Consider the following 22,638-nt stretch of genomic DNA (forward strand, 5'->3'; position numbering starts at 1 on the left):
GTCCCCTCGCGGGGGACGGTCCGCGTCCGGAGGGACCGACGCGTGGGCCGACGGGTCCGATCGACGGCAGCGGGCCGATGGGCACAAGCGGCGGTGGGATCCACTGTGTGATCCCACGGCAACACCGCGTGCCCTCATCGGGTAGAACGTACGGGTGACACCCACCGCACGCCGCCGCAACGCGGCCCCGCCCCGTGAGGCCGTGCTCGCCGCCGCCATGGCCACCATCGCCGGGCGCGGGCTCGACGGGCTCACCATGGCGGGGCTCGGACGCGAGGTGGGGATGAGCAGCGGTCACCTCCTCTACTACTTCCGTACGAAGGACGAGCTGCTGCTCCAGACCCTGGAGTGGAGCGAGTCGCAACGCGGCGCCGAGCGGCGGGGACTGCTCTCCCGGCCGGTGACGGTGCGGGAGCGGCTGGACGCCTACGTCGATCTGTACGTCCCCGACGGCCACCGCGATCCGCACTGGACGCTGTGGCTGGAGGTCTGGAACCGCTCGCAGGTCGCCGCCGACGAGGCCCGTTACCGGCAGGCGGCGATCGAGCGGGCCTGGCATCGGGATCTGGTGGCGCTGCTCGCCGAGGGGATCTCGCACGGTGAGCTGCGCGCCGTCGATCCGGACCGGTTCGCGACCCGGCTGCGCGCCCTGCTCGACGGCTTCAGTGTCCATGTGGTGGTCGGTATACCGGGTACCGGCAGGGCCCAAGTCCTGCGACATGTTCGCGAGTTCATCGAGGACACACTGCTCTGAGCCGGCCGGGAACGGGGCCCGGGCGGGCCGCCCCACCGACCGGACCGCGCACCCCGTGCGTACCCCGTCCACGCCCCGTCCGCACCGCGCGCCCCCGGCGCATCGCCCGCATCGTGAGACGGGGCTTCCACCGGAGCGCGAACGTGCCACACTGCTGTGGTGTTCTCGTTCGCCATGATTATCGGCAGCAGGCGCGCCGGTCCGCAGTGACCGCCCCGTACCACCACGTACGGAGCGGGCATCGTGCCCCAGACCCGCGCGCAGACCTCTCGCACCCGCGAGGGGTTTTTTCGTTTTCCGGCCCCACCCCGGCCGGGAACGGGAGCACGCGAGGACGGTGGCAGTGGAGCCGGACCCACCCACTTCTGACAGGAGTCACAGAGTCATGACCACAGAGTCAACGGTCACCGACGACAGTTTCCATGTCTTCGACACCACGCTCCGCGACGGAGCCCAGCGCGAAGGCATCAATCTGACGGTCGCCGACAAGCTGACCATCGCGCGGCACCTGGACGACTTCGGGGTGGGGTTCGTCGAGGGGGGCTGGCCGGGCGCCAACCCGCGGGACACCGAGTTCTTCGCCCGCGCCCGCGGCGAGATCGACTTCAAGCACGCCAAGCTCGTCGCGTTCGGCTCCACCCGGCGCCCCGGCGCGAAAGCCGCGGACGACCCGCAGGTCAGGGCGCTGCTCGAATCCGGCGCCCCGGTGATCACCCTCGTGGCCAAGTCGCACGACCGGCACGTCGAACTCGCGCTCCGTACGACGCTCGAAGAGAACCTCGCGATGGTCGCCGACACCGTCGCCCACCTGTGCGAACAGGGCAGGCGGGTCTTCGTCGACTGCGAGCACTTCTTCGACGGCTACCGCGCCAACCCCGAGTACGCCAAGGCCGTCGTCCGCGCCGCCGCCGAGGCCGGCGCCGACGTGGTCATCCTCTGTGACACCAACGGCGGCATGCTGCCCGCCCAGATCCAGGCCGTGGTCGCCACCGTCCTCGCCGACACCGGTGCCCGGCTCGGCATCCACGCCCAGGACGACACCGGCTGCGCCGTCGCCAACACCCTCGCCGCCGTCGACGCGGGCGCCACCCATGTGCAGTGCACCGCCAACGGCTACGGCGAGCGCGTCGGCAACGCGAATCTCTTCCCCGTCGTCGCCGCGCTGGAGCTCAAGTACGGCAAGAACGTCCTGCCCCCGGGCGCGCTGGCCGAGATGACCCGGATCTCGCACGCCATCGCCGAGGTCGTCAATCTGACGCCCGCCACCCACCAGCCGTACGTCGGTGTCTCCGCCTTCGCGCACAAGGCGGGGCTGCACGCCTCCGCGATCAAGGTCGATCCGGATCTCTACCAGCACGTCGACCCCACGCGGGTCGGCAACACCATGCGGATGCTCGTCTCCGACATGGCGGGACGCGCCTCGATCGAGCTCAAGGGCAAGGAACTCGGCATCGACCTCGGCGACGACCGCGACCTGGTCGGCCGCGTCGTCGGCCGGGTCAAGGAGCGCGAGCTCAAGGGCTACACCTACGAGGCGGCCGACGCCTCCTTCGAACTGCTGCTGCGCGAGGAGGCCGAGGGCAGGGCGCGGACCTACTTCCGTACGGAGTCGTGGCGCGCGATCGTCGAGGACCGCCCCGACGGCTCGCACGCCAACGAGGCGACCGTGAAGCTGTGGGCCAAGGGCGAGCGCATCGTCGCCACCGCCGAGGGCAACGGACCGGTCAACGCGCTGGACCGGGCCATGCGGGTCGGCCTGGAGCGGATCTACCCGCAGCTGGCCAAGCTGGAGCTGGTGGACTACAAGGTCCGCATCCTGGAGGGCAAGCACGGCACGGAGTCCACGACCCGCGTGCTGATCACGACCGGGGACGGGGCGGCGGAGTGGTCGACGGTGGGCGTCGGCGAGAACGTGATCGCCGCGTCCTGGCAGGCACTGGAGGACGCGTACACCTACGGACTGCTGCGGGCCGGGGTCGAGCCGGCCGAGTAGCCCCGGGGGCGCACCCACAGACAGACGTACGTACGGGGTGCCCGTGACCGCCCGGTCACCGACACCCCGTACCCGCGGAACGGCCGCGTACCGTCTGGCGCGTACCGCCCGCCGCGTGACGCGTACCGCCTGCCGCCCGACGCGTACCGTCCCCGTGCCGACTACGCCTGGAGCCGCCACTTCTGGTTGGCCGCCCCGGTGCAGCTCCACAGCTGCGCCTTCGCCCCGTTCGCCGACGAATTGCCGGTGATGTCAAGGCACTTGTCGGCCGGAGCGTTCACCAGGTCGCCGCTGCCGGACTCGTATCTCCACTGCTGCGCCCCCGAGCCGTTGCAGTCGTACAGCTGCACCTTTGCTCCGTTCGCGGTGGACCCGGCCGCGACGTCCAGGCACTTGCCGAGCGTGCGCACCGTACCGTCGCCGCCGACCGTCCAGCGCTGCGCCGCGGAGCCGTTGCAGTCCCAGAGCTGGACCGCCGTACCGTTGGCGCTGCTCCCGCCGGCCACGTCGAGGCACTTGCCGCCGAGACCGTTCAGGGTGCCGGAGGTGCCGCCGCTCTCGCCCGACTGGGTGCCGGACCAGGTGAAGGTGGCCGACGTCTTGCCCGGCAGTGAGTAACTGAAGTTCTGACCGCCCCAGTTGACCCGGATCTCACGCGCCGCCGACGCCTCGTTGTAGGCGATCAGCGCCTTGGAGCCGTTCGGGTTCTGCCAGGCCACGTTGGGCACGGTGGTGCTGGCGCTGGACTCGATACGGTGCGCGCCCGGCTTCACGAACTTGGTGAGGTGCCCCATCGTGTAGTACTCGATGTTGTACTTCACCTGGCCGTGCTGCGCGCCGCCGTTGTTGACGGTGATCAGCCCGTCGCAGGTGCCGCAGCCGCCGTTGTGCGGACCCCGGTTCTGGTCCACGGCGAGGGACCACTTGGTCACCGACTTCGCCCAGTTACGGGTGTAGTTGATGATGTTGGACATGTCCTCGGTCTGCTGGTTGCCGATCCAGGTGCCGCCGGAGTGCTCGGTCTGGAAGGCGTCCAGCTGCGGGTACTGGTTGTGCACCTGCGTCTGCTTGTTGACGTCGCCGCCGTAGCCGTGCCAGGCGATGCCGCCGAAGTTGGGGTGGTTGCGGATCGCCGCGTCGTTCACGGTCTCCGCCGCGTACGCGTCGTAGGTGTCCCAGTTCCAGTCGTGCGCCATGACCTTGGTGGGCAGGCCCGCCGCCTGGAGGCTTGGCAGCAGCTCCGCCTTCGTGAAGTACGCGAGACCCGAGGCGTTCCAGCTCATCGACGGGTACGAGGAGCAGCAGGTCGGCTCGTTCTGCGCGGAGACGTAGTCGATCGGGAGGCCCTGATCGCGATACGCCTGGAGGTACTTGACGAAGTAGTCGGCGTAGACGCCGTAGTTCTCCGCCTTCAGCCAGCCGCCGTTGAGCTGGCCGTTGTCCTTCATCCACGCCGGGGCCGTCCAGGGCGACGCCATCGTCGTCAGCGCCGGGTTGAGCTGCTTCGCCTGCTTCGTCAGCGGCAGCACGTCCTGGAGATCATGTGCGATCGAGAACTCCGACAGATCCGGGTCCGTCTGGCCCGCCGGCATGTCGTCGAAGGTGTAGCCGAACCGCGCGAGGTCGGAGCCGCCCAGCGGGTTGCGGATGAACGAGAGCCCGATGCCGTCCGTCGGCGAGAAGAGCTTGCGCATCGTGTCGTCGCGCGTGGCCTGGGAGAGCGCCCCGCTGCCCTTCATCAGCCAGGCGGCCGTGTCCGTGAACGAGGCGCCGCCGCCGGTGAAGGTCTGGTACTTGGTGTTCTCGTTGACGGTGACGTTCGTGCCGCTGCCGCCGTTGCCCGGCTGGAAGTTGACGGGGGCCTGCTGCTGGAGGCCACGGGTCACGGTGCGTCCGCCGCCGTCGCTGGTGGTCGTGAGCCAGATGTTCACCTGCTCACCGGCGGCCTGCGCCGTACCTGCGGAGACACCGGTGAGGCCGGCGGTCGTCAGCACACCGACGAGGAGCATCCTCGTCAGCCGCCGTCTGGTGCCACTCGGTCTGATCATGGGGCGCTGCCCTTCTTGGCAGAGGGGTGGGGGGTCTTCCATGGATCGTGAGGCGAGCGTGAACGCTGACATGAACTCCAGTCAAGGGATTGAACATTCAGAACCTGAACGCATAACTCCCCCTGGGCCCCCAGGAGTTGCCTACCGATGAATCTCGGTGTGAAGTATTGACGACGTTGGTCTGGACCGGTTAACTCACCGCTCAAATTGGAACCGGTTCCGGTACCGGTACCGGAACCGGTTCCAGCCAACGATTCGGAGGCCCTCCGATGCGTGTCACCATTGCCGATGTCGCCCGCGCGGCCGGTGTCAGCAAGACGACCGTGTCCCGGGTCATCAACACCAAGGGCGAGGTCGACGGTGGAACGGCCGCCAGGGTCCGTGAAGTCATCGCATCTCTTGGATACGTGCCCAGCTCGGGCGCCGTCGGACTGGCCCGTGGCAGCAGCCGTACGGTCGGGATGCTGGTGCCCTCGCTGACGTGGCCGTGGATGGGCGAGGTCCTTCAGGGCGTCGTCGACACGGTGGAGGCCGCCGGCTACGGCCTGCTGCTCTTCACCTTCAACCGCGGCGCGGACTCGGTCGAGCGCTTCACCACCCAGGTCTCCGCCCGGGCCTTCGACGGGCTGCTCGTCGTCGAGCCCGAGAACACGCTCGACAAGATCATCGCCCTGAGTCACAAGGGGCTGCCGGTCGTGCTGATCGACGACCGCGGCAGCCACCCCGACGATTTTCCCTCCGTCGTGACCACCAATCACGAAGGAGGTGCGTCCGCCGCCCGCCATCTGCTGGCCGACGGACGCGACAGACCCCTGGTCATCACGGGGCCGGAGCAGTTCGGCTGCGTACGGGACAGGCTCGGCGGCTTCCGCGAGATCCTTCCGACCGACCTGGTCGCCGTGGGGGACTTCACGGAGCTGTCCGGACGTCTCGCGGTGGAGCGGCTCCTGGCCGCCGGCACGCCGTTCGACTCGGTCTTCGCGCACAACGACATCAGCGCCGCGGGAGCGCTGAGGGCGCTGCGCGCGGCGGGGCGGTCGGTGCCGGACGACATCGCCGTGGTCGGGTTCGACGACATTCCGATGGCCCAGCACACCGAACCGCCCCTGACGACCGTCCGCCAGCCCACCCGGCGGATGGGTGAGACGGCGGCGCTGATGCTGCTCGGGCACCTGGGAGGGACGACCGCGCCGGACGAGCCGGTCGTTCTTCCAACGGAGTTGGTCGTACGTCAGTCGGCGCCGCTGGCGGCGGCGCGTTCCGGGCGGAGAGTGGCCGGCCCCGGTGTGCCGCCCGCGGGGCCGGCGACCGTCGCCCCCGTGGACTCCGTACCCGCGTGACATCCGTACCCGCGTAACCCAGGTTCGGTTCGCACCACCCGGTACACCGTCAGATCAGCACCGCCGCAAGGCCGCACCGCCGCACAGCGTCAAGGCCGCACCGCGGTCGGTCCGGCACACCCGCGCCACACGCACCCCCGGCACCAGCGGAAAACCGCACCACCGGCATCACCAGCCCCACAAGCATCACCCGCACCCAGCACCAGCGCCGCAGGTATCACCAGCACCACCGGCATCACCCGCACCCAGCACCAGGTAACGCACCACACCCGGTCCCAGGCCCCGAGTTCCACGGGCCCGCCGTCCTACAGAGCTGCATTCCCTTTCTGGAGTCGCCATGTCCGCACACCGCAAGCTCCGGGCGCTTGCCGCCGCCACCGTCGTGGCCGCGCTCGCCGCCGGATGTTCCTCGGCCAACTCGGATGCCAACCGGTCGTCAGGCGGCGCCTCCGGCGTCCTCACCATCGGTATGCCGAACGGCCCGCAGACCAACAACAGCAACCCGTTCCTCGGCACCTCCGCCGGCGCGTCCCTCGGCTACCGCTACATGATCTACGAGCCCCTGGTGATGACGAACCAGGTACGCCCCAGCGAGAAGGGCAAGCCCTGGCTGGCGAGCGACTGGAAGTGGGAGGCGAACTTCACCAAGGTCACCTTCACCATCGACGAGCGGGCGAAGTGGTCGGACGGCAAGAAGCTGACCGCCGAGGACGTGGCGTTCACCTTCGGACTGATCAAGAAGTTCCCGGCGCTCAACGGCAACGGCGTGCCCTACGACGGCATAGCCGTGGAGGACGGCAAGGTCGTCCTCACCTTCAAGGACTCGCAGTTCGTCAACCAGAACAAGATCGCCACGACGTTCGTCGTCCCCAAGCACATCTGGGAGAAGGTCAAGGACCCGGCGACCTGGCCCAACCGCGAGCCGCTCGGCTCGGGGCCGTACAAGCTCAAGACCTTCACGCCGCAGACCACCACGCTCGACACGACGTCCTCCTACTGGAAGGGCAAGACGCAGGTGAAGGAGCTCCGCTTCACCTCGTACAACGACAACAGCGCGCAGACCACCGCACTCGCCAACGGCAAGGCGGAGTGGTCGTTCGTGTTCATGCCGAACTACAAGCAGCTGTACGTCGCCAAGGACCCCAAGAACAACAAGCTCTGGTTCCCCTCCGGCCTCGGCATCCACGGCCTGTGGTTCAACACCACCAAGGGCCCGCTCGGTGACCCGGCGCTCCGCAAGGCCATGGCCATGGTGATCGACCGCAAGGCGATCCACATCCAGGCGCAGGCCACGCTCTACCCGGAGATCACCAACCCGACCGGCATCCCGCTGCCCGCCGGCGAGTCGTTCCTCGCCCCCGAGTACAAGGGCGTCACCATCAAGCCCGACGTCGCCGGGGCGAAGAAGGTGCTGGAGGAGGCGGGCTACAAGCTCGACGGAAGCACCCTGAAGGACCCCGACGGCAAGGCCGTGAAGCTGACCTTCACCGACCCCGCCGGCTGGAACGACTACATCACGGGCCTGTCCATCATCAAGGACAACATCAAGCCCCTGGGTATCGAGGCGAAGGTCAAGACGCAGACCGCCGAGGCCTGGACCTCCGACGTCGGCAACGGCAACTTCGACGCCACGCTGCACTGGACCAACTCCGGTGCCACGCCGTACGACATGTACCAGAACATCATGGACGGCGCGCTGCTCCAGCCCATCGGGAAGAACGCGCCGCTCGGCAACTTCGGCCGGTTCGACAGCCCCGAGGCGACCAAGGCGCTGAAGGAGTACGCGAACGCGACGGAGGACTCGGCGCGCACCACGGCGCTGAACACCCTTCAGAAGATCATGGTCGACGAGGTGCCGATGATCCCGACGGCCGCGGCGCCCATCGGTGCGGAGTACTCCACCAAGAACTGGGTGGGCTGGCCCACGGAGGCCGACCCGTACGGCCCGCCGCAGCCGACCCAGCCGAACGCGCTGGACGTCGTACTGCACCTCAAGCCCGCGAAGTAACGAGGCCGGCCGATGACCAACCACGACCGAGACCCCGCCGAGAGCGGCGCCACCGACGGCAGGAATCCCGTCGCCGCCGCCGACCCCCTCGGCTCCGCCGATTCCGGCCCCGGCGTCCCAGGCGCCGCGGCCGGCCCCGGCGGTGCCCCCGCTCCGGACGGCGGCTCCACCCACGACAGCGACATCGTGCTCGAAGCGCTTGGCGTCACCAAGCACTTCCCCGTCAGACGGACCGTCGGCGACCTCGTCGGCCGCCGGCGCCGCACCGTCCACGCCGTCGACGACGTCTCGCTGCGCCTGCGGCGCGGCAGCGTCACGGCGCTGGTCGGGGAGTCGGGGTCGGGCAAGTCGACGGTGGCGCGGCTGCTGTCACAGCTGTATCCGCTCACCGAGGGCGAGATACGGCTCGGCGGCACCCCGGTCAAGGCTGGTCGCGGCCGGTCCTTCCGGGCATACGTGAAACAGGTCCAGCTGATCTTCCAGGACCCGTTCGCCTCGCTCAACCCCGTACACACGGTGCGCTACCACCTCACCCGCTCGCTGAAGATCCATGGCAAGCAGGCCACCGAGGCGGAGGCGTGCGAACTGCTGGAACGCGTCCAACTCCTGCCCCCTTCTCAGTACTTGGACAAGTTCCCGCACGAGCTGTCCGGCGGCCAGCGCCAGCGCGTGGCCATCGCGCGGGCGCTGGGCGCCGACCCCAAGGTCCTCCTGGCCGACGAGCCCGTCTCGATGCTGGACGTCTCCATCCGGCTCGGCGTACTCAACCTGCTGCGTGACCTCAAGGAGCGCCTGCATCTGGCGATCCTCTACATCACGCACGACATCGCGTCCGCGCGGTACTTCGCGGACACGACCCTGGTGATGTACGCCGGCCGGATCGTGGAGGGCGGCGACAGCGAGACCGTCACCCAGCAACCCGCGCACCCCTATACCCAGTTGCTGATCGCCTCGGCCCCCGACCCCGACCGGATCGCGGACGAGGAGGACCAGGAAGAGACCGGAAGCGGCGAGCCCCCTTCACTGATCTCCCCGCCGGGGGGCTGCCGCTTCCACCCCCGTTGTCCCAAGGCCATGGAGCGCTGCCGCAGCGAACTGCCGCCGCGCTTCGAACTCGACGACGGCCAGTGGGCGGCGTGCTGGCTGTACGAGGACCGCCCCGTCACCACGGCCGTCCCCGGCGCCCCCGCGACCGCCGCGAGCGCCGCGAGCGCCGCCGGAAGCGGTGCCAGAAGCGCCGCCGGGAAGGGCAGCGGAGCCACCGGCACCGGGCCCGCCGGCACCGGGCCCACCGCGAGCACGACGGAGGTGGCGGCGAAGTGAAGTTCGTCCTCCAACGGATCTTCTTCTACGTCATCACGGCGTGGGCGGCGATCACCATCAACTTCCTGATCCCGCGGCTGATGCCCGGCGACCCGGTCCAGGCGCTGATCGCCCGCTTCCAGGGCCAGCTCGACACCAGCGCCATCGCCTCCCTCAAGGCCCTCTTCGGCCTCGACAAGGAACGCTCGCTCTGGCAGCAGTACACCGACTACTGGGGCCAGCTCTTCCAGGGCGACCTCGGGCTCTCCTTCACCTTCTTCCCGACGCCCGTCAGCGAGGTCATCTCGCAGTCGCTGCCCTGGACGCTGGTACTGGTCGGCCTCACCACCCTGATCAGCTTCCTGCTCGGCACCGGCATCGGCGTCTACAGCGGGTGGCGGCGCGGATCGTGGATGGACAGCCTGCTGCCCGTCACGACGTTCATCTCCTCCATCCCCTACTTCTGGCTCGGGCTCATCGCGATCGCGCTGTTCTCCGTGAAGTGGCCGATCTTCCCGGCGGCCGGCGGTTACGACAGCTCCCTGGTGCCCGCGTTCGACGTGCCGTTCATCTCCAGCGCGCTCTACCACGGCTTCCTGCCCGGCGTCACGATCATCCTCAGCGCCATCGCCGGCTGGATCCTCGGCATGCGCAACATGATGGTGACCGTCTCGTCCGAGGACTACGTCATGGTCGCGCAGGCCAAGGGGCTCTCCGAGCGCCGCGTGATGTTCTCGTACGCCGCGCGCAACGCGATCCTCCCGAACATCTCCGGCTTCGCGCTCTCGCTCGGCTTCATCGTCGGCGGCACCCTGCTCGTGGAGATGGTCTTCTCCTATCCGGGCATCGGCTTCCAGCTCTTCCAGGCCGTCGGCGCCAAGGACTATCCGCTGATGCAGGGCGTCTTCCTGATCATCACGCTCTCCGTGCTCGCGGCCAACCTCATCGCGGACATGGTCTATCTCGCCCTCGACCCGCGCACCCGGAAGGAGGCCTGAGCCATGTCCATCCCCGCAACAGAGGTCGCCGTACTCGACGCGGCTCCGGCGCCCACCCCCTCCAAGCGAGCCAGACTGCGCTTCCTGCGCGGTGGCAAGACCCTCACCGGGATCTCGATCCTGGGGTTCTTCACGCTGCTCGCGGTCATCGGGCCGTGGATCGCCCCGTACGACCCCGACATGATGAGCGACAAGCTGCTCCAGCCGCCGTCGGGGGACCACTGGTTCGGCACCACCCAGACCGGCCAGGACGTGCTGTCGCAGATCCTCGTCGGCACCCGGGGCGTGCTCCTGGTCGGCTTCGTCGCCGGATTCTTCGCCACGGTGCTCTCGGTGCTGGTCGGCGTCACCTCCGGATTCCTCGGCGGCGTCCTGGACGAGATCCTCTCGGCGCTCTCCAACATCTTCCTCGTCATCCCGGCGCTGCCGCTGATCATCATCATCGCCAGCTTCGTCTCGGACGCGGGCGACCTGCTCATCGCCGCCGTGATCGCCTTCACGTCATGGGCATGGGGAGCGCGCGTGCTGCGCGCCCAGACCCTCTCGCTGCGACGGCGCGACTACGTCGAGGCGGCGAGAGCCACCGGCGAGCCGACGTGGCGGATCATCGGCTTCGAGATCATGCCGAACCTCACCGCCGTGATCGCGTCCGGCTTCGTCGGCACCGTCATCTTCGCCGTGCTGCTGGAGATCACCCTCGCCTTCATCGGCGTCGCCGACATCTCCAACTGGAACTGGGGCACCGTCCTGTTCTGGGCGCAGTCCAACCAGGCGCTCGCCCAGGGCGCGTGGTGGTGGTTCGTACCCGCCGGGCTCTGCATCGCCCTGCTCGGCACCGCGCTCGCGCTGATCAACTTCGGCATCGACGAGTTCGTGAACCCGCGGCTGCGCACCGAGACCGGCTCGTCGCGGAAGATCCGGATGCGGGTCGGCTTCACACCGGTGGCGCGTACGGACCGTACGAACGGTGCCGCGCCCGCCGCCCCCGCCGGCTCAGCTCCGCCGGAACGGACACCCGGACCCGCCTCCGGAAGGGCCCCCGCGCCGAGCACCGGACCCGCCTTCGACGAGCCGACCCCTGAACGGACGCCCGACCGCACGCCCGACAAGGAGCCCCGCTCATGACGACCGGTCGCCCCGTCCTCACCATCAGGGGCCTCAATGTCGATTACGGCACCGGCCCCGGCGCGGTCCACGCGCTCCGCGACATCGACCTGACCCTGCACCGCGGCGAGGTCCTCGGCCTCGCAGGCGAGTCGGGCTCCGGCAAGTCCACGCTCGCCTACGCCGTGACCCGGCTGCTCTCTCCCCCCGGCGTGATCACGGGCGGCGACGTCCACTACCACCCGCCGCAGGGCGACGCGGGCCCCGTGGATCTGCTGACGCTCACGCCGCAGGAGCTGCGCGCCTTCCGCTGGCAGGAGCTGTCGATCGTCTTCCAGGGCGCGATGAACTCCCTCAACCCCGTGCACACGGTGCACAGTCAGCTGACCGACGTGCTCAAGGCGCACCGTCCGGAGATGAAGCCGGCGGAGCGCACGGGGCGGGCGGAGGAGCTGCTGAGCCTGGTCGGGATCTCCCACGACCGCCTCGGCGCGTTCCCGCACCAGCTCTCGGGCGGCATGCGACAGCGCGTGATGATCGCGATGGCGCTCGCCCTCGAACCCGAGATCGTCATCATGGACGAACCGACCACCGCTCTCGACGTGGTGATGCAGCGTCAGATCCTGCGCAGGCTCGTCGCGCTCCGCGAGGAGCTGGGCTTCTCGGTGGTCTTCATCACCCACGACATCTCGCTGCTGATCGAGTTCTCGGACCGGATCGCGATCATGTACGGCGGCCGGATCGTCGAGGAGGCGGGAGCCGCGGAGATCTACCGCGACCCGCGCCACCCCTACAGCGAAGGGCTGCTCCACTCCTTCCCCGCGCTGCACGGGCCGCGCAGGGAGCTGACCGGTATCCCCGGTTCGCCGCCGCACCTGACGGCGATGCCGACCGGCTGCGCCTTCCATCCACGCTGCGGCAAGGCGTTCGACCCGTGCGCCGAGCACGTACCGGTGCTGGCCGCGCCGGACGGGGCGCCCGAACGCACCGTCGCGTGCTGGCTGCACCACTCGGCCCCCGGCGCGGACTCCGTTCCCGGTGCCGACTCCGCTCCCGCTCCCGCCCCGGCCTCAGTGCCGGACACGGGGCGGGATACGGGGCCCGAGGCCGGGGCGGAGGAGTCGGCGGGGGAGACGTCGGCGGCCCGCTCGGGCTGACACCAAGGACGTCCCCCCCCCCGCACGCACCGACCACCGCGCCGCCCAGACCCACCGCGCGACACCCGCACCGTGCTCCACGCGCCCGCACCCGCGCCCTCGTCCACCGTGCGCTCACCGATGAACCAGGAGACCCATGAACGCCACCCCCATCCAGGACCTCACCCGCCCCGCCACGGCGCTCAAGGGCCTGCCTGCCGACTTCCGTTGGGGCGTCGCCACCTCCGCCTACCAGATCGAGGGAGCGGCTGCCGAGGACGGCAGGACCCCCTCGATCTGGGACACCTTCTGCCGGGTCCCGGGTGCGGTGGAGGGCGGGGAGCACGGAGACGTGGCCTGCGACCACTATCACCGGATGCCGCAGGACGTGGAGCTGATCGCGGGCCTCGGAGTGGACACCTACCGTTTCTCGCTCGCCTGGCCGCGCATCCAGCCCGGCGGGCGCGGGCCGGCCAACGCGAGGGGCCTGGACTTCTACAAGCGCCTCGTGGACGAGCTGCACGGGAAGAACATCACCCCCTGGATCACCCTCTACCACTGGGACCTGCCGCAGGAGTTGGAGGACGCGGGCGGCTGGCCGGCCCGCGACACGGCGTACCGCTTCGCCGACTACGCGGCCCTCGCCTACGAGGCCCTCGGCGACAGCGTCGAGCACTGGACCACGCTGAACGAGCCCTGGTGCTCGGCGGTGCTCGGTTACGACGTGGGCGTCCACGCCCCCGGCCGCAAGGACTTCGGCGACTCCATCCGCGCCGTGCACCATCTCCTCCTCGGCCACGGACTCGCCTCGCAACGTATCCGCGACGCCGCGGGCGACAACCCGCTGGAACTCGGCATCACCCTCAACCTCGGTACGGCGACGCCCGAGACCGACAGCGAGGCGGACCGCGAGGCCTGCCGCCGCGCCGACGGACAGGGCCGGCGCCTCTACCTCGACCCGCTGGTATACGGCCGCTACCCCGAGGACGTCGTCGCCGACCTGGCCCTGCACGGTGCCGAACTGCCCGTCCAGGAAGGCGACCTGGAGATCATCGCCAATCCGCTGGACGTCCTCGGCGTCAACTTCTACCGGGGCGCGCTCTTCTCCGGTGTCACCGAGAGCGGCTCCCCGCTGGACGACAACGGGCTGCCGGTCACCCGCGCCGTGCCCCGTGACCTGCCCCGTACCGCCATGGACTGGGAGATCACACCGACCGAACTCACCGACCTCCTCCTGCGCCTCCAGGAGGACTACGCCATACCCACCGTGATCACCGAGAACGGAGCGGCCTTCGACGACACCGTCGCCGCCGACGGCTCCGTCCCGGACACGGACCGGACCGCGTACCTCGCGGACCATCTCGCTGCCGTCGCCGAGGCGCGTGCCCAAGGCGCCGACGTACGCGGCTATTTCGCCTGGTCACTGATGGACAACTTCGAATGGGCGTACGGCTACGACAAGCGCTTCGGCATTGTCCGCGTCGACTACGACACCCAGGTCAGGACCCTCAAGGACAGCGCCAAGTGGTACCGCGACACGATCGGACTCACCCGCGAAGCGCGATAGCCCCGACGACCGGGCCCCGGCCCGGAATCCGGCTCCCGCTCCCGCCCCGGCCACGGACGACGGCCGGGCGGAGCGGGCGCCGCCCGCAGAGGGATCGCGCGTCACCGGCCCCACACGCACCACGCGCAGCGCACCTCACAGGCACCGCGGCACCACGCGCAACGCAGTACCGCACGTACCGCGGCACCTGACGCACCGCAGCACCGCACACGCACCGCAGCACCACCCGCACCGAGCCCGTTCCACTCGCGGTAACACCCCCGTACGGACATCGCTCCATTCATCCCGTTTCCCCACGGAGTCAACGATGCCCCGACGTACGTCCTTACTCGCGACTACCACACTCGCCCTGCTCGCGCTCTCCGCGCCGCTCGCCGTCGGCGCGCCCCCGCAGCCGCCCGCCGTCAAGGCCGTCGCCGCCTGGAACACCGACCGCGCGGCGGAAGCCGTCGCGGCCAGACCGGCGGCCGTCACCACCTCCGGGATCGAGAACGCGGGCACCCCCGCGTCCGCCGCCTTCGACAACAACCCCACCACCCGGTGGGCGAGCGACTTCGCCGACAACGCCTGGATCCAGGTCGACCTCGGCAGCGTCATCCGTGTCAGCCAGGTCAAGCTCGAATGGGAGGCCGCCTTCGGGAAGCAGTACGTCCTGGAGATCTCCCGGAACGGCACCGACTGGACGGACTTCTACACCGAGAACGAGGGCACCGGCGGCACCGTCACCGCGCACACGTACCCGCAGGAGGCCGTCGGGCGCTACGTCCGGATGCGCGGCGTCGAGCGCGCCACCCCCTGGGGCTACTCCCTCTTCTCCTTCCAGGTCTTCGGCGGCGAACCCGCCCCCGCCTCCACCACCCGCAGCAACCTGGCGCTGAACCACCCCGCGTACGGCGACCTCTACCAGCACGCGGGCAACTCCCCGGCCTTCGTCACCGACGGCGGCTGGCCGGCCGACCTCAAGGCCGACCAGTCCCGCTGGTCCAGCGACTGGAACCAGAACCGCTGGGTCGGCGTGGACCTCGGCGCCCGGTCCACGATCAACTCCGTCGACCTGTACTGGGAGGCCGCCTACGCGGTCAACTTCGACCTCCAGGTCTCCGACGACAACCGCAACTGGCGCACCGTGTACCAGCCTTCGGCGGCGCAGATCGCCGAGCGCCGCGCCAACATCAAGTCACCGGGCGACGCCGTCGGCCGGCACGACACGATCACTCTGCCGACCCCGGCGACCGGCCGCTACGTGCGGATGCTGGGCAAGGAGAGGCGCTCCTTCTACAACCCGGCCCCGTCGACGGCGCAGTTCGGCTACTCGCTCTACGAGTTCCAGGTCTGGGGCACCGGCGGCAGCGCGGCGGCGGCGTACCCCGCACTGCCGCAGAACCCCGGCGGCGCCTACCGCCAGACCTTCTTCGACGACTTCACCGGCTCGGGCCTCGACCGCAACAAATGGCGCGTGGTCCGCACCGGCCAGGAGATGGGCTCCGTCAACGGCGAGTCGCAGGCGTACGTGGACTCGCCGGACAACATCAAGACCCAGAACGGGGCGCTTGTCCTGGAGTCCAAGTACTGCAAGGGCTGCACCACCGTGCCGGGCGGTGGCAGGTACGACTTCACCTCCGGCCGGGTCGACACCAACACCAAGTTCGACTTCACGTACGGCAAGGTCAGCGCCCGTATGAAGCTCCCCGTGGGCGACGGCTTCTGGCCGGCGTTCTGGCTGCTGGGCAGCGACGTCGACGACCCGTCGGTGTCCTGGCCGGGCTCGGGCGAGACGGACATCATGGAGAACATCGGCTACGCGGACTGGACGAGCACCGCCCTGCACGGCCCCGGTTACTCGGCCGCCGGCAACATCGGCAAGTCTCAGACCTTCCCGAACGGCGGCCGGGTCGACCAGTGGCACACCTACGCCGTCGAGTGGACCCCGGAGGGGATGATCTTCAGCGTCGACGACCGGGTGGTGCAGACGACGTCGCGGCAGAAGCTCGAGTCCACCCGCGGCGAGTGGGTCTTCGACCACAACCAGTACGTGATCCTCAACCTGGCGCTGGGCGGCGCCTACCCCGCCGGGCACAACCAGGTCACCACGCCGTACTGGGGCCTGCCCCAGTCCAGCGTGGACAAGATCGCGCAGGGCGGTGTGAAGGCGGAGATCGACTGGGTGCGGGTCGAGCAGAAGTAGCCGTACGGAGGAGGTGAGGCGCGGCTTGTACGGAGAGGGCGTGGGCGCCCGCGCCCCCGAGTACCACCGCCATCCTCCTGCGAGCGCCCCAGATACCCCCATGAGTGACGCACCCGGGCCTCCCCGCCCGGGTGCGTCGCTCGTCGCGCCCCAGTTGCGCCCCACTCCCGCCTCGGTCCCGGCCCGGCCCGGCCCCGCCCCACTCCCGGCCCCGCCCCGGCCCTGACGCCGCCGTTCCTGTTCCGTCATATCTCGCCCACTCCGGATCATGCTGCCCTCCGGTACCGTCGAATCATGAGGACGAGGATTTTCACCACTTTGTCCGGGTTGCTGCTCGCCCTTACGAGCGCCGCCGTCGTAGGCGCGCCGGGCGCGCAGGCAGCCACCGGCCCCGATGCCGTGGCCGAGGCCTTCAAGGACGGCCCGGTCTATGTCGACCCGCGCGCCTTCAACCAGTTCTCCGGGGCGGACGCCGACGCGCTGGAGAAGAAGATCAGGGACGCCGACAAACCGGTCTTCGTGGCCGTCCTGCCGGACTCCGCCCAATTCGATCCGGACAACACACTCCTGGACAGGCTCCGGGGCGACACCGGCCTGTCCGGGGTGTACGCCGTACGCCTCGGCGACAAGTTCGACGCCGCCGCGGACGCGCGCGTCCTGCCGCCGAACGCCGTCCGTTCGATCACCGACGGCGCACGGGGCTCAGGCTCCGTGTCGGCCTCGACGGAGCTCAACAACTTCGTGGACCAGGCCCTCACCCAGTCGCGCGGCCAGGCCCCGGCCGGCTGGAACAATTCGTCCGACGACGGCGCCTTCGCCACCGCGGGGGTCATCACGCTCGGCGGCATCGTCGTGCTGGGCGGCGCCGGTGTGTACGCGGTGCTGCGCCGCAACCGCCTCCGTGAGGAGGCGCGCGTCAAGGAGGCGCTCGCCAAGCTGCGGGTCGTCGTGGACGAGGACATCACCGCCTTCGGCGAGGAACTCGACCGGCTCGACTTCCACCCGGGTGAGAAGGGCGCCGACGACGCGATGCGCGCGGACTACGAGAACGGACTCGACGCGTACGAGAGAGCGAAGTCCCTCATGGACTCCGCCAAGCGCCCGGAGGACGTGAAACCGGTGACCGAGGCCCTGGCGGACGGCCGCTTCTCGCTCGCCTCGCTCGCCGCGCGACGCGAGGGCAGACCCCTTCCGGAACGCCGTTCCCCCTGCTTCTTCGACCCCCGGCACGGCCCGTCCGTCAAGGACGTGGACTGGGCACCGCCACCCGGCGGCGCCGTCCGTCCGATCCCCGTCTGCGCGGCCGACGCGGAGCGCCTGGAGCACGGCGACGACCCCATGACCCGAATGGTGCAGACGGAGCAGGGCCCGCGCCCGTACTACGACGCGGGGCCGGCGTACGGCCCCTGGGCCGGCGGCTACTTCGGCGGCGGCCTGCTTCCCGGCCTGCTGGTCGGCACCATGCTCGGCTCGATCCTGGTCACTCCCGCCTACGCCGCGGACTACGGAGGCGGCGACTACACCGGCTACGACGGCGGCAACGGCGGTGACGGCGGTGACGGCGGCTCGGGCGGTGACTTCGGCTCGGGAGGCGGATTCGACGGAGGCGGCTTCGGCGGGGGAGGGGACTTCGGAGGCGGCGGCGGATTCGACGGGGGCGGATTCTGACGGTGTTCGTGTTCCCGTGCTGATCCGTGCTCCCGTGCTGCTCCGCCGCCCGCGCTCCGGTGCGGGTCAGGCGGCCTGCGGCTGGTTCCTGATCGCGGAGATGTCGAAGACCAGCTTGACCTTGTCGCTGACGACCACGCCGCCGGACTCCAGCGCCGCGTTCCAGGTCAGGCCCCAGTCCGAGCGGGAGATCGTGGCGCTGCCCTCGAAGCCGACCCGCTCGTTGCCGTAGGGGTCGGTCTCCTTGCCGTGGAACTCCAGGTCGATGGTGAGCGGCTTGGTGACGTCCTTGATGGTGAGCTCACCGGTGATGCGGTAGTCGTCGCCGCCCACCTGCTCGGCACCCGTGGAGCGGAAGGTCATCCTGGGGAACTTCTCCGCGTCGAAGAAGTCCGCGCTGCGCAGGTGGCCGTCACGGTCGGGCGCGCCGGTGTCGATGCTCTCGATCTCCACGTCGATAGAGGCGGACGAGTTCTCCGGCTTCGAGCCGTCGAGGCTGAGGGTGCCCTCGTGCTTGCTGAAGGTGCCGCGGACGTTGGTGACCATCGCGTGACGCACGGTGAAGCCGATGCTGCTGTGCGACGGGTCGATGGTGTAGTCGCCGGTCAGGTGCGCCAGGTCGGGGTTGACCGGGGCGGTGGCGGCGTCGGTCTCGGGCTTGCGGCTGAAGAGTGACATGGGGTTCTCCCGGGGGGTGTTTGTTTAGCGTTCAAGTACTGAGCGAAACCATAGTCCTGCCTCGTTCAAATTTCAACATCTTCCTCGATCGAATTACGGGTGCGCACGAGAGTGCCCCGCCGCCCCCTCCGTAGGAGGAGAGGCGACGGGGCACCGTCCGCGAGGTGTGCCGGGGCTCAGGAGCCGACCGACACGGTGAAGCGCACCGGGTTGCCGTCGTGCGCCGCGCCCGAGACGTCCGGCTCACCGTCCGGGCGCACGTCGTCGTACGGGAACGCGTACCCGATCGGAGTGTTCGCGTGCAGCACCCGGGCCCAGTGGTTGGTGGACGGGTCCTTGTAGTAGTCCGCCGCCGTGGCGCCGTTCGGCTGGTCCGGGTGGGTGAGCAGGGTCGATCGGTTGAATCCGGCGGCCAGCCGCGCGAGGAGGCCCTTCTTGTCGTCCGGGTCGCCCGGGTTGTTGGTGAAGGGGCCGTGGTTGCAGGTGAAGACGTCCTTCGACGTCGGCTTGGTGAAGGTGTGGCCGCCGGCGAAGGTGAGGGTGTCGCCGCTGACCCGGCCGGCCAGCACACCGCGGCCGCCCTGGAGGTCGATCTTGAGGTCCTCGGCGGCGTACTTCTGCCAGACCTGGTCGATGTAGCCGTTGAAGACGTCCCTGAAGGGCATCTCCTCGGGGCGGTCGAAGTACGGCGCCATCGCGTTCTGCGGCGCGATCACCCGCAGGACCTGGCCGTCGGCGCCGCGCGTGATCAGCTTGTCCCAGGGCTGCCCGTCGGCCGCCGCCTGCGCGGTCAGGCCGTCGGCGATCTTCTGGAGGGCGCCTTCGGGCAGCGGGGCGACCTCGTGCCGGGCATCGCCCTCCAGGGTGATCCCGATGGGCAGCGCGGTCACCAGGTCGACGTAGCTGATGTTCGAGTACAGCTGCTGCGGGTTGAAGGTGAACTCGGCGAAGGACCAGGTGCGGCCGTGGTTGGGGTCGTCCTCGCTCGCGAACGCCGGCTCGACCAGGGACGGACCCGGGTTCAGGAAGAAGTCCAGCGTGTCGTCGCGTACGAAGTAGACGCGCGCGCCGTACATCTGAGGCAGCGTCAGGGTCACGGCGGCGCCGCCCGCGGCGCCCAGCGGGATGGCGCAGTCCACCGGGAGCGGGGTGTTGGCCTCGGCGGGCGACTCCGGCCTGTACACGCTGCCGTCGGCGCGGAGCAGCACCCAGCGGTCGGTGCCCTGCTCGTGGCCCGTGACGTAGGCGTTGACCGAGCCGGGCAACGACTTGTTCACCAGGGCGAGTTCGCAGGTGTCGGCGGCGGCCGACGCGCGGGGGCTGAGAGCGCTTCCCCAGACGGGGTAGGTGAGCGCCGTCGCCGCGGCGGCGGTACCGGTCAGAAACAGTCTGCGCGAAATCACGGATGTTCTCCTGAGATGTGGGGGGAACGCGGTCCGGCGCGGTACGTGGGGGGCGCGCCGTGCGTCTGCGCCCCACTCTTGCCAGGTGTCCGGGACGCGTCAAGAGTGAGGGCTGAGAGCGCTCTCAATCGTTTGTGAGTCTTCACATCCCGACACCCCTCGCCATCCCCGCCGCGCGGTGACCGACATATGACCCCCGGTCGGCCGTCGGCCGACTTCCCGCTGACATCTGGAGGAATCTCACAAGCGCCAGGTGCCCCCAACTGTTGAATCGGCCCCCACCCACCCCGGTTCTGTCCAGCCCCACCAGGAATCCGGGCAGGAGACTGTGTGGAGTCGACGGCGGCTTTTCGTGTCCGTTGTTCGTAGGGTCAGTACATGACCGTTGTGGACCAGACGCCGAGTGAGCCAGTCGACGCCCGTGGGCGCGTGGCCGAATTGCACTCGCTGCGGGGGCAGGCGCTGAACGGGCCGAGCGACCGCGCGACCGAGGCACAGCACGCCAAGGGCAAGCTGACCGCTCGTGAGCGGATCGCACTGCTGCTCGACGAGGGCTCGTTCCGGGAGGTCGAGCAGCTGCGCAGGCACCGGGCCACCGGCTTCGGCCTGGAGAACAAGAAGCCGTACACGGACGGGGTGATCACCGGCTGGGGGACCGTCGACGGTCGCACGGTCTTCGTGTACGCGCACGATTTCCGTATCTTCGGCGGCGCCCTGGGCGAGGCCCACGCCACCAAGATTCACAAGATCATGGACATGGCCATCTCGGCCGGCGCCCCGCTGGTCTCGCTGAACGACGGCGCGGGCGCCCGTATCCAGGAGGGTGTCTCCGCGCTCGCCGGCTACGGCGGCATCTTCCAGCGCAACACCAAGGCCTCCGGCGTCATCCCGCAGATCAGTGTGATGCTCGGCCCGTGCGCCGGCGGCGCCGCCTACAGCCCCGCCCTCACGGACTTCGTCTTCATGGTCCGCGAGACGTCGCAGATGTTCATCACCGGACCCGACGTCGTCAAGGCGGTCACGGGCGAGGAGATCACCCAGAACGGACTCGGCGGCGCGGACGTGCACGCCGAGACCTCGGGCGTCGCGCACTTCGCGTACGACGACGAGGAGACGTGCATCGCCGAGGTCCGGTACCTGCTGGCGATGCTCCCCTCCAACAACCGCGAGAACCCGCCCGTCGCCGAGTCCGAGGACCCGGCCGACCGCCGCTCCGACGTGCTGCTCGACCTCGTACCGGCAGACGGCAACCGCCCGTACGACATGCGCAAGGTCATCGAGGAACTCGTCGACGACGGCGACTTCCTGGAGATCCACGAGCGCTGGGCCACCAACATCATCTGCGCCCTGTCCCGGATGAACGGCCAGGTCGTCGGCATCGTCGCCAACCAGCCGCAGTCCCTCGCGGGCGTCCTGGACATCGAGGCGTCCGAGAAGGCCGCGCGCTTCGTGCAGATGTGCGACGCCTTCAACATCCCGATCGTGACCCTCCTGGACGTACCGGGCTTCCTGCCCGGTGTCGACCAGGAGCACGGCGGCATCATCCGCCACGGGGCCAAGCTGCTCTACGCGTACTGCAACGCCACCGTCCCGCGCATCTCGCTCATCCTGCGCAAGGCGTACGGAGGTGCTTACATCGTCATGGATTCGCAGTCCATCGGCGCCGACCTCACGTTCGCCTGGCCGACCAACGAGATCGCGGTGATGGGCGCGGAAGGCGCCGCCAACGTCATCTTCCGCAAGCAGATCGCCGAGGCCGAGGACCCCGAGGCCATGCGTGTGCGCATGGTCAAGGAGTACAAGGCCGAGCTGATGCACCCCTACTACGCCGCGGAGCGCGGTCTGGTCGACGACGTCATCGACCCGGCCGAGACCCGTGAGGTCCTCGTCGCGGCCCTCACGATGCTCCGTACGAAGCACGCCGACCTGCCGTCCCGCAAGCACGGCAACCCCCCGCAGTGAGCCCGCGCCCGCCGCGGGCGGCCACCGTGCCGCCCACGCCGCCGTCCGTCCGCCAAGGCCCCACTGCCGAGAACATGGAGACACGAGCCCGATGAACGAGTCCGCCGACAACTCCCTGCTCCGCGTCGAGAGGGGCCAGGCCGGCCCCGAGGAGCTGGCCGCGATCACCGCCGTCCTGATGGCGCGCGCCGCGAGCCGCACCGACGCGGGCGCCGCCCCGGGCCGCCGCGGCCGCTCCACGGCCGGCTGGCGCCGTCTGGAGCGCACGCCGGGCTTCCGGGCCCCCCACAGCTGGCAGGGCTGACCCCAGGCCTCCCAGCGGCCGTACAACGCCGCGAGAGCCCCGCACGGACCACCGTGCGGGGCTCTTTCGCGTCGACGGGGCGCCGACCGGCGCCGTACGCCGGCATACGCCGGCATACGCCGGCATACGTCGGCATACGTCGGCATACGACGACGGCGGTGGCCCCGTACTCCGAGGAGTACGGGGCC

General features: G+C 69.8%; 15 protein-coding genes and 1 pseudogene. 13 read left to right on the forward strand and 3 right to left on the reverse strand.

The features are described from left to right. Nucleotides 1-154 precede the first annotated feature (154 nt). Together ACFWU9_RS35340 and cimA are read left to right on the forward strand one after the other, a co-directional pair. A complete protein-coding gene (locus ACFWU9_RS35340; RefSeq protein ID WP_384325187.1) occupies nt 155-754 on the forward strand; it encodes a TetR/AcrR family transcriptional regulator in 600 nt (199 codons plus the stop codon). Nucleotides 755-1,139: 385 nt separating this feature from the next. Further along, nucleotides 1,140-2,747 carry a citramalate synthase gene (cimA, locus tag ACFWU9_RS35345; RefSeq protein WP_384325188.1) on the forward strand — a complete coding sequence of 536 codons (1,608 nt, stop codon included), beginning with the start codon at nt 1,140-1,142 and terminating at the stop codon, nt 2,745-2,747. A 161-nt stretch (nt 2,748-2,908) separates the two neighbouring features. On the opposite strand, the gene ACFWU9_RS35350 is transcribed toward cimA, so the two are convergent. After that, nucleotides 2,909-4,795, reverse strand: coding sequence for an RICIN domain-containing protein (locus ACFWU9_RS35350; RefSeq protein WP_384325189.1), 1,887 nt, complete (start codon nt 4,793-4,795; stop codon nt 2,909-2,911). A 269-nt stretch (nt 4,796-5,064) separates the two neighbouring features. Between ACFWU9_RS35350 and ACFWU9_RS35355 the strand changes: the two are divergent. The 9 genes and pseudogenes from ACFWU9_RS35355 to ACFWU9_RS35395 all read left to right on the forward strand — a co-directional run. Next, nucleotides 5,065-6,039: pseudogene (locus ACFWU9_RS35355) on the forward strand (LacI family DNA-binding transcriptional regulator); the annotation flags it as partial. 433 nt (nt 6,040-6,472) lie between these two features. Beyond that, a complete protein-coding gene (locus ACFWU9_RS35360; RefSeq protein ID WP_384325190.1) occupies nt 6,473-8,143 on the forward strand; it encodes an ABC transporter substrate-binding protein in 1,671 nt (556 codons plus the stop codon). Nucleotides 8,144-8,155: 12 nt separating this feature from the next. Beyond that, nucleotides 8,156-9,466: an ABC transporter ATP-binding protein gene (locus ACFWU9_RS35365; protein WP_384325191.1), complete on the forward strand. Its 1,311-nt coding sequence runs from the start codon at nt 8,156-8,158 to the stop codon at nt 9,464-9,466. Then, entirely contained in the window at nt 9,463-10,443 is a 981-nt protein-coding gene (locus tag ACFWU9_RS35370) for an ABC transporter permease (RefSeq protein ID WP_384325192.1), read from the forward strand. The genes ACFWU9_RS35365 and ACFWU9_RS35370 overlap by 4 nt, the downstream gene beginning before the upstream one ends. A gap of 3 nt (nt 10,444-10,446) precedes the next feature. Continuing rightward, on the forward strand, nt 10,447-11,568 hold the full coding sequence (locus ACFWU9_RS35375) for an ABC transporter permease (RefSeq protein WP_384325193.1): 1,122 nt from the start codon (nt 10,447-10,449) through the stop codon (nt 11,566-11,568). Next, on the forward strand, nt 11,565-12,704 hold the full coding sequence (locus ACFWU9_RS35380; protein ID WP_384325194.1) for an ABC transporter ATP-binding protein: 1,140 nt from the start codon (nt 11,565-11,567) through the stop codon (nt 12,702-12,704). The genes ACFWU9_RS35375 and ACFWU9_RS35380 overlap by 4 nt, the downstream gene beginning before the upstream one ends. 136 nt (nt 12,705-12,840) lie before the next feature. Then, nucleotides 12,841-14,250, forward strand: coding sequence for a GH1 family beta-glucosidase (locus ACFWU9_RS35385; protein ID WP_384325195.1), 1,410 nt, complete (start codon nt 12,841-12,843; stop codon nt 14,248-14,250). Nucleotides 14,251-14,557: 307 nt separating this feature from the next. Beyond that, a complete protein-coding gene (locus tag ACFWU9_RS35390) occupies nt 14,558-16,435 on the forward strand; it encodes a discoidin domain-containing protein (protein WP_384325196.1) in 1,878 nt (625 codons plus the stop codon). Between the two features lie 294 nt (nt 16,436-16,729). Further along, nucleotides 16,730-18,103, forward strand: coding sequence for a hypothetical protein (locus ACFWU9_RS35395; protein WP_384325197.1), 1,374 nt, complete (start codon nt 16,730-16,732; stop codon nt 18,101-18,103). 66 nt (nt 18,104-18,169) lie between these two features. Here the strand turns inward: ACFWU9_RS35395 and ACFWU9_RS35400 are convergent, their stop codons facing one another. Beyond that, complete coding sequence (locus ACFWU9_RS35400; protein WP_384325198.1) at nt 18,170-18,781, reverse strand: YceI family protein; 612 nt, start codon at nt 18,779-18,781, stop codon at nt 18,170-18,172. Nucleotides 18,782-18,957: 176 nt separating this feature from the next. Continuing rightward, nucleotides 18,958-20,184, reverse strand: coding sequence for a glycoside hydrolase family 64 protein (locus ACFWU9_RS35405; RefSeq protein ID WP_384325199.1), 1,227 nt, complete (start codon nt 20,182-20,184; stop codon nt 18,958-18,960). A 378-nt stretch (nt 20,185-20,562) separates the two neighbouring features. Between ACFWU9_RS35405 and ACFWU9_RS35410 the strand changes: the two genes are divergently transcribed. Together ACFWU9_RS35410 and ACFWU9_RS35415 are read left to right on the forward strand one after the other, a co-directional pair. Then, complete coding sequence (locus ACFWU9_RS35410) at nt 20,563-22,146, forward strand: acyl-CoA carboxylase subunit beta (RefSeq protein ID WP_384325200.1); 1,584 nt, start codon at nt 20,563-20,565, stop codon at nt 22,144-22,146. A 91-nt stretch (nt 22,147-22,237) separates the two neighbouring features. Then, nucleotides 22,238-22,450, forward strand: a complete 213-nt coding sequence (locus ACFWU9_RS35415) for an acyl-CoA carboxylase subunit epsilon (RefSeq protein ID WP_384325201.1) — start codon at nt 22,238-22,240, stop codon at nt 22,448-22,450. Nucleotides 22,451-22,638: the final 188 nt, after the last annotated feature.

The organism is Streptomyces sp. NPDC058653 (assembly GCF_042716895.1).
GTDB lineage: Bacteria > Actinomycetota > Actinomycetes > Streptomycetales > Streptomycetaceae > Streptomyces.